This window comes from Shewanella sp. 10N.286.52.B9 (genome assembly GCF_002873635.1).
GTDB lineage: Bacteria > Pseudomonadota > Gammaproteobacteria > Enterobacterales > Shewanellaceae > Shewanella.
Genome location: NZ_MCTY01000187.1, coordinates 25,276 through 34,298 on the forward strand (window position 1 = coordinate 25,276; position 9,023 = coordinate 34,298).

At 43.2% G+C, this 9,023-nt stretch carries 7 protein-coding genes; 4 read left to right on the forward strand and 3 right to left on the reverse strand.

The features are described from left to right. Nucleotides 1-43: 43 nt before the first annotated feature. Nucleotides 44-544: a DUF4447 family protein gene (locus tag BCU91_RS13855; RefSeq protein WP_102438504.1), complete on the forward strand. Its 501-nt coding sequence runs from the start codon at nt 44-46 to the stop codon at nt 542-544. A gap of 132 nt (nt 545-676) precedes the next feature. Here the strand turns inward: BCU91_RS13855 and BCU91_RS13860 are convergent, their stop codons facing one another. Together BCU91_RS13860 and BCU91_RS13865 are read right to left on the reverse strand one after the other, a co-directional pair. After that, the gene (locus tag BCU91_RS13860) at nt 677-1,315 is read right to left on the reverse strand and encodes a glutathione S-transferase family protein (RefSeq protein WP_102531732.1); all 639 of its coding nucleotides are present in this window, start codon (nt 1,313-1,315) and stop codon (nt 677-679) included. A gap of 95 nt (nt 1,316-1,410) precedes the next feature. Beyond that, the gene (locus BCU91_RS13865; protein WP_102475317.1) at nt 1,411-4,017 is read right to left on the reverse strand and encodes a TonB-dependent receptor; all 2,607 of its coding nucleotides are present in this window, start codon (nt 4,015-4,017) and stop codon (nt 1,411-1,413) included. Between the two features lie 319 nt (nt 4,018-4,336). On the opposite strand from BCU91_RS13865, the gene BCU91_RS13870 reads away from it, so the two are divergent. Further along, entirely contained in the window at nt 4,337-5,596 is a 1,260-nt protein-coding gene (locus tag BCU91_RS13870; RefSeq protein WP_102475318.1) for a divalent metal cation transporter, read from the forward strand. Nucleotides 5,597-5,853: 257 nt separating this feature from the next. Beyond that, nucleotides 5,854-6,318, forward strand: coding sequence for a DUF1456 family protein (locus BCU91_RS13875; protein ID WP_102531733.1), 465 nt, complete (start codon nt 5,854-5,856; stop codon nt 6,316-6,318). Nucleotides 6,319-6,383: 65 nt separating this feature from the next. On the opposite strand, the gene BCU91_RS13880 is transcribed toward BCU91_RS13875, so the two are convergent. Continuing rightward, nucleotides 6,384-6,977 (reverse strand): hypothetical protein, encoded by a 594-nt coding sequence (locus tag BCU91_RS13880; protein WP_102531734.1) that lies wholly within the window; start codon nt 6,975-6,977, stop codon nt 6,384-6,386. A 364-nt stretch (nt 6,978-7,341) separates the two neighbouring features. Here BCU91_RS13880 and BCU91_RS13885 point away from each other — a divergent pair. Further along, nucleotides 7,342-9,023, forward strand: a 1,682-nt coding sequence (locus BCU91_RS13885; RefSeq protein ID WP_102531737.1) for an NAD-dependent malic enzyme, incomplete at its 3' end; no start/stop codon positions are given.

The window sequence follows — 9,023 nt, forward strand, 5'->3', positions numbered from 1 at the left end:
AGTAAACCCATACCGTTACAGTATTAGAAAATTAGGAAACATCATGGCTAAATCAAACAACTTAAACGCAATTGAAATGCAGTGTTTACGGTTATCTTTAGGGTTAACGGTTGAGCAAATTGCTGAGTTAACTAAAACCACTCCTGAAGCGGTGATTGCTTGGGAAGCAGGTGAAACTGAAGCGCCTGTGGTTGCACAAAAGAAATTGCTTGAAATTGAAGACACCATTGAGATGCAAGTGCTTAACACCACTGACGGTATCGAAGCGTTATTTAAAACTGAACCTAAGCGCCGTTTAGCCTTTGTGGTTTACCCAACTCAAGCTATTTACACTCAGTACAATCCTGAGTTTTTAAGCTCACTGCCTTACACTGAGCTTTATAATACTGCGGCGTGGCGCATCAAAAAAGAATGCCAAATCGTACTTGATGTTGAAGTCAGCTTAGTGGCCTTAGAAGTGGAAAGCTACAAATCATTTCGTGCTGACAAGGGCATGAGTGAAAGCCGTGAGAGCCGCGCAAAATGGGCTGCAGCTCAGCTGTAAGCCCTTAAGCGAGCACTTTATGACATTAAAATGGGAAGCCTCTGGCTTCCCTTTTTATTGCTGACTTTTAGTGTCAGTTTTATCGGTGTAGCGATAGTGACATCAAACTCACTCAATCAATTCGATCAAGTGTTACTCACTTTGGGCCGCCGCTTTGGCCGCTGCTGACTTTTTAAGTGCTGCAGCTAAGCTCGGGCTTTGTTGTAAACGGTCACGATAAGCAGTGAGTTTAGGCAGAATGGTTTGCTCAAACATAGTGGCCCACAATAACGTTTGCGCCAATAAAATATCAGCAATGGTTAACTCGCTGCCACAAAGATAGCCTGATTCTGGTACCCATAATTCAGCAATAGCCGCAGCACGATTAAACTCAAACTTTGCCACTGGCAACATGGCATCTAAACGCTGCTCATCTGGTAAAGCAAAGCGGTGCTTACCCATACTCCATAAAGGCTGCTCTAATTCACAAATAATAAAACTGACCCATTGATGATGTTTTGCTGACGCTGCGCTGCCAGGCATAGGTAAAAATCGGCCATTACCGTACTTTTCAGCCAAATATTGTAAAATAGCGGCTGACTCAGTTAACACCAGCTCACCATCCGTAATCACGGGCATTTTACCACTGGGATTTAAGGCCAAATAGGCTTCAGCGCGGTTATCTCCTTTTGAAAAATCCACAAAGGAAAACTGCCACTCAATGCCTAGCTCTTCTAATAGCCAAGACACGCGTAATGCGCGACTTTGGGGCGTGCCATACAAAGTAATCATAATCTGTCCCTGTTTAATAAAGTAAGCTAATAACTGCCATAAAAAAGCGGCTTGCGCCGCTTGGTATTCATGCTGTAAACATTAGCCTAGTTTAATTAAAACTGGTAGCTAACTTTACCGTACCATAAGGCGCCGATGGCTGAATGAGTTGCTTGATCGTAACCCATGAAGTCAGCAGCACTAAATGGTGGTTCTTCATTAAACACGTTATTAGCACCCACAGTCAGTGACCAATGGTCAAAGCCAATATAAGTGACATTTAAATCCAAGGTAAGCATTGAATCAATTTGACCTGTGGCGCCTGCATCAACATTATCAGTGTATTCACCAATGTAGTTTAAGCGTGCGCTGGTTTGCCAGTCGGTATAACCCCAATCCATACCACCAATCCAGCGATATTCGGGATGTTGGTACTCGCCAGCTAACTCACGCGTTGAACCGTCTTCACGTACTTGATCAAAGCTATTGACCCAAGTCAGGTTATAGCTAAAGCCAAACTCACCAGCAGAGTCGGTATTCAATACATATTTGACATCAAAATCGACACCGTCTGTAGATTGACTACCTAAGTTGCCAAATTGGTCATAAATTTCAATAATGCGCCCGGGAACATTAGTCGATGAAGGTTCACGCTTAACCACATTGGCATTATCACCTTGGGTATCGACTAAGTATTGGGTATCAGAGGTGATCAAACCATCTTGATCGTAATTCCAGTAATCCACCCCGACACTTAAACCATCAGTGATTTCCCAAACACCGCCCACGTTATATGAGGTCGACTCTTCAGGTTGTAAATTAGGGTTACCAGAAAATATCACCGTACGCTCTTGGGCAGTACAATCTTCTTCTAAGCCCGTTAATGGACAACGTGTGGTATCCACTAAACCAGGTGACTCCTGAGAAGGACCTAAACCTAATTGCACCAGTGATGGCGCTCTAAACGCTTCGCCCCAACTGGCGCGCAATGTGAGGTTATCAAGCGGGGTATAACGCAGTGCTATTTTAGGGTTAGTGGTATCACCAAAGTCGCTGTAATCTTCATAACGCAGCGCTAATTGCGCTTCTAAACGCTCAAAAATCGGTACCGCTAACTCAATAAATAATGAAGTTTGATCGCGTTCACCTGCAGCTTCTGTGGCTTCAGTACCAAAAATTTCACCACGCTTAAACAGCTCATCAGGATTATCTGACAATGACTCTTCACGGTACTCAAAACCGACCGCCATGGCTAAACTGCCCGCAGGCATATCCATTAAGTCGCCACTGATTTTACCGTCGAAAGCATTGGTGGTTGATTTACCACTTCGGGTGGTATTAACACTGATATCGTCAATCACAGTGCCTTGCTGGGTCGTCGCTAACGGGTTAAACGCGCCTGAGTTTATGGCCTCTTGTAAACGTGGCGTCCACACAAAGCCTTGCTCACCAAATTCAAGGTTACGGTTATAAGAATAGGTGTAAGCTAATTCCCATTCCCAGTCAGACAACATACCATTTAAGCCTAACACCACACGGGCGCTATCTGATTCTGATGATTTTTGTCGCGGCCCAGTTTCAGTTAAACGCCGACGCATGGTCAAGTCTTCACCAGGAAACGGATTAATAGCTGCGCCACTAGCAAACAGTGGGTTATCGTTGAGCATGTAAAACTCACCAAAAGATGGGCTGGCAGCGCCTTTAATCACACTTTCATTATGCTGATACATAAGCTCAGCAAATAGACTTAAATCATCATTAAATTCATAGTTTTGAAATACTGATAAGCCCATGCGGCTCGACTCTGGCACTGAGGTCATTTCTGGCGCGTAATCATAGCGGCAGTAACTGCCTTTAACACTATCAGCGGGACAATTTACATCAGGGGTCCAGCCAAACAAGTCTGATTTAGGGGTAATTGAGCCATCCATACCAATGGTTGCAGGAATGTATGAACCAGGGTTACCCGCAGACGATCTAAAGTCGCTACCGCCATTTGCAGTTTGATCTGCTGAACGTGAATAATCACGATCGGCAAATAAGGTTTCACGCTCTTTAAAATAATCAAAAATTACTGTGGTATGAGACTTTCCATTCGCCGCTTCCGTGCCCCACAAAATAGAGCCAGCTTGCTGACCACCGCCATCTTCAACGGTTTCAGCAATCTTGCCGTTAACCTCAAAGCCTTCGAAATCTTTTTTCATGATGATGTTTATCACACCAGCAATCGCATCTGAACCATAGGTTGCAGAAGCGCCGTCTTTAACGATATCAATTCGCTTAACTGCAGAAATCGGAATTGAATTTATATCAACAAAGGCAGTATCAATTGATTTTGCAAACGACGATACCGCAATACGGCGACCGTTTAATAACACCAAGGTGGCATCAGCGCCAAGACCACGAAGTGACACAGCTGCGCCACCATTAGCAGTGTCATCTGAATTGTTACCTTGGGTAGAAAAAGTACCACTACCCGATACAGGCAGTTTACTGAGCAGTTGTGAAATATCTTGAGCGCCAGAACGGGCAATATCTTCAGCGCTTAACACCGTCATTGGTGAAGCCCCTTCGAGATCGGTCCGTTTAATATGAGTACCAGTAACTTCAATGCGTTCGACTTCGGGTTCGGCAGCAAAAGCGGTCTGGGTTAAAAGCGTTGGGGTAAGCATAAGTGATACGGCAGTAGCGCAAGCGCTCCGCCAGAATTGAGGTCGTGACATAATTATCCCTAATTTAAAATATTAACTTGTTTAGACTCAACATCATTTTTAAGTCTGGTTTAGCTGAACTCTTTCGATTGAGTTTCTAATAACGCGCAGTATATTAGTACTTCGCAATACACTAACCTAAGTAATTTCCACAGGATGTCAACGATTGATTTTTAGGCAAATGTAACAAATCGTACCAGTAAGCCATTAATTTGCTATATTCAACTATTGATAAAGTGTGACATAGTCATTATCAATTTAAACAATAAGATAGTGTAATAAGCAGCTATTTCATGCCTGCCCCATGACGTGAAGAATAACGAGACAAATAATGACAACAGCTCAGCCAGCAACAAGCCGCTCTAGCCGATTTGCCACCCTCTTTGCCAGCCTAGGGCCGGGGATTTTAATGGCTGCAGCGGCCATTGGCGCCTCTCATTTGGTGGCATCAACCCGTGCTGGCGCCGAGTTTGGTTGGCAATTAGCTTGGGTTGTTCTCGCTGTCAATATTCTTAAGTACCCTTTCTTTGCTGCGGGTGCTCGCTATACCGCTGCCACCAACGAAAGCTTACTCCATGGCTATTTAAAGCAAGGTCGTGGCTACCTGCTGATGTTTACCTGTTTAAATACCATTGCTGCCATTGCCAGCACTGCCGGTGTGTGTATGTTAACCGCAGCCATGCTAACCCAGTTTGTGCCGCTGCCCATTGATATACTGGCTTTTTTGGTCTTAGTCAGCTCGCTGGCATTATTGATCCTCGGTCATTATCAGTTACTCGATAAACTGACTAAAGTCATCATGCTAGCCCTGACATTAACCACGCTAATCGCTGTGACATTAGCTTTTAATCACTCAGCAGGAACGGTTGCAACTGTGCCCAGTGAATCACCTTGGCAATGGGCTTATGTGGGTTTCTTAGTGGCAATGATGGGCTGGATGCCAGCGCCAATTGAAGTCAGTGCCTGGAACTCTTTATGGCTATTGGAAAAGCAAAAAACACAAACCGTCACCAGTAAGCAAGCCATCTTTGACTTTAACTTAGGCTTTATTGTCACCGCTATTTTAGCGATTGTGTTTCTCGCCCTAGGGGCACTGGTTATGCATGGTAGTGGTGAGCAATTTGCCAGCTCTGGGGCTAAATTTGCCAGCCAGCTGATCGATTTATACAGCGATGTTATGGGCCAAGAAAGTCGTTATTTGATTGCCCTTGTCGCTTTTTTATGTATTTTCAGTACCACAGTAACCGTGATTGATGGTTACAGTAGAACCTTAGATATTGGCTGGCAGCTTTTAACCCATAAACCAGACTGCTCGGCACGATTAACCCGAGTTATGTTGCTGGTTTCCGCCTTCGCAATGGCTTTAATTTGGTTCTTTAAAGGCGCCCTATTACCACTGCTTGAGTTTGTTATGACCCTAGCATTTATGACCACGGTTATTTTTGCTTGGCTTAATTATCGCTTGATGACCAGTAATTCATTACCTGAAGAACATCGATATGGTTTGAAAATGAAAATATTATCTTGGTTTGGTTTAACCTATTTAGTCGGTTTCTCAGCTGTATTTATTTACTGGAAATTAATTCTATAATCGCTTTTTAAAAGCAAATTTAACCAGTTACAATGTCAATAAGTCAGTCACAATAAGCCATAGCATGAACTGGCATATCCGCATCATAATTATGAGAGAGCGGATCTGTGGGTAGATAATCTGACCTAATGCCCTCAACTCAGGTATAATCACTGTTCAATGTGTTTTAAGCCTAAAGCGATGTGATAGTAATATCGTTCAGGTAACTTTAAACATAAGCACTTACTTTACCAGCGCAGCCGCGCCCAGAGACCTTTATGATTAACAATGACATCCTTCGCCGCCTTCGTTTTGTATTTGATTACTCAAATGCCAAAATGACTAAAATCTTCGCTCAAGCAAATGTTGAAGTCAGCACTGACGAAATCATTAGCTTATTAAAGAAAGAAGAGGAAGAAGGTTATAAAGCTTGTAATGACAAATTAATGTGTCAGTTTTTAGATGGCTTTATCATCGAAAAACGTGGTTTACGTGAAGGTAGTGAAGTACCTGCACCGCTAAAAGATCTAACCAACAACTTAATTTTCAAGAAATTACGTATCGCATTAGAACTTCGTGAAGATGACATTATTGAGCTGATTGGTTCTGCTGACTTGGCTATTGGTAAGTCTGAATTAGGCGCGTTATTCCGTAATCCTAGCCATAAAAACTACAAAACCTGTGGCGATCAGATTTTACGTAACTTCCTTAAAGGTTTATCACTTAAACATCGCGGAATGTAATATTTTCCTTAGCGTTTAAGCTTCCTTATTTAATGCACAGCTTAGGCTGTGCATTTTTATTTGTATCAATAAGGCCTATCTGGCGATGCCAGCTCATCCCAATAAATGGCTTGTTTAAAATGCAGGGCTAAGCGTTGATTAAGTTTGTCAAAATTTGAAATCGCCACCTCTTGACCGCTAATGCAAGACCACACAAACCGATGACAGTTATTATTGAATAGCTCATACTCACGATATTGAAATAATGATTGCTGCGCCCTTTCTAGCGCCTCAGGAGCTACAAGGGGTTGATGAAGATGATTACAAGCTTGAAAAATCCGGCTGCCACTGCGGCTTTTTAAAAAGCGCGCCGACGAAATAGGCCTAATTAAGCCACTGCCATGTAACTCCACCAAGCTATTATCCCCAAGCCACACGCCTGTATGTTCAATGACCCCAAATACAAAACAGCACACGATGGCCCCAGGCTCTGGGCTTACCTTGACCTTATTATGATGCAATATACTTGGCAGTAATGGGCTGAAATTGTTGTCATCAGGCACCGCTGGCGCACGACCTAAATAGCGTTGTCTATGGAGCAATTGACGCTTTTTGTGCTCGTCAGCCACCAGCATTGCTGTGATTGCTGCGCTGCCTAACAAGATAAAAGGAACTGCCATAACACCCCAATATGTAAAACACCTTAAAATCATCATGGCAGAACCGCGCTAAATTACGCCGCTAAAAATGTAACCAACTTTGTCAAAATCACAGCTGATTGTGTGGATTATCTAAAACCTCAGTAAATACATCCACATGACTTTTAAGCCTTTACCATAAAGGTAAATAGCCAATGCCTAAAAAAACATCAATAAAAATCTGTGATTAGGCTCACTTAACAGACCACAATAAAATCAAGATGTGATAACCTGCACCGATAACAAGATACGTCTACGATTAACAACAAAATTCTATCTTTGAGATAAAAATTAACTAACTGTAGATAAAAATAACTGCAATACGTCACTGACAATAAGGTTTCCAATGGACGAGAATAAACGCCCTCTCTATCTTCCTTTCGCAGGTCCAGCGATTCTTGAATCTCCTATGCTCAATAAAGGCACTGCTTTTAGCGAAGAAGAACGCATTTACTTTAACCTTGAAGGGCTTATCCCTTGGGTGGTTGAAACTATCGATGAGCAAGCATCGCGTGCTTATGATCAATATAAAAACTTTACTAACGATCTCGATAAGCATATTTACCTGCGTAATATTCAAGATACCAACGAAACGCTTTTTTATCGTTTAGTGCGTAATCACATCAGTGAAATGATGCCAATCATCTATACCCCTACGGTAGGCTTAGCGTGTGAGCGTTTTTCTAAAAACTATCGCCGTAACCGTGGTCTGTTTATCTCGTATTCCAATAAAGACCGTATTGATGACATCCTCAATAACTCGACCCGTCATAAAGTAAAAGTCATTGTGGTAACCGATGGCGAGCGCATTTTAGGCTTAGGCGATCAAGGTATTGGTGGCATGGGGATCCCCATTGGTAAATTATCTTTATACACCAGTTGTGGCGGGATCAGTCCGGCGTACTGCTTGGCGATCACCTTAGATGTCGGCACTGACAACCCTCATTTACTAGAAGACCCTATGTATATGGGCTGGCGCCACCAGCGTATTGGCGGTGAAGAATACGCTGAGTTTGTTGAAGAGTTTATGCAAGCGGTTAGTCGTCGCTGGCCTGAAGCATTAATCCAATTCGAAGATTTTGCTCAGAAAAATGCCATGCCATTACTTGAGCGCTACAAAGATAGATTCTGTACCTTTAATGATGATATTCAAGGTACTGCAGCAGTGACTGTAGGTTCATTACTAGCAGCCTGTAAAGCTGCAAACACGCAATTATGTAAGCAAAGAGTCGCCTTTTTAGGCGCTGGTAGTGCCGGCTGTGGTATTGCTGAAGCCATTGTGGCGCAAATGGTTGCTGAAGGTATTAGCGACGAGCAAGCACGCTCACAAGTGTTTATGGTCGACCGCTGGGGACTGTTACTTGATAACATGCCAACCCTGTTAGGCTTCCAGCAAAAACTGGCACAAAAAACCGCTAATATTGAAAACTGGGACGGATTTAGCGATCACATTTCATTACTTAATGTGGTTAATAATGCCAAGCCAACTGTGCTTATTGGCGTATCTGGTGCGCCAGGTTTATTTACCGAAGAAATAATCAAAGCCATGCATAGCCATTGCAAGCGCCCGATTGTATTCCCGCTATCTAATCCAACCAGCCGCGTTGAAGCAACGCCTAAAGATGTGCTGCATTGGACCAATGGCCAAGCACTTGTGGCTACCGGTAGCCCGTTCGAACCAGTTGTAATTGAAGAAAAAACCTTTGAAATTGCTCAATGTAACAATAGCTTTATCTTCCCCGGTATTGGCTTAGGCGTATTAGCAAGTGGCGCAACTCGGGTATCAGATGAAATGCTGATGGCATCAAGTCGTGCGCTGGCAGAGTGTTCACCCCTTGGTCAAAATGGTACCGGCTCATTACTGCCAAGACTGGAAGACATTCAGCAAGTGAGCAAATATATTGCTTTTGCAGTGGCTAAAAAAGCTATCGAGCAAGAATTAGCCCTACCTTGTCCAGATGAATTACTGCAACAACAAATTGAAAGTAATTTCTGGGAACCTGAATATCGCCGTTACAAACGCACCGC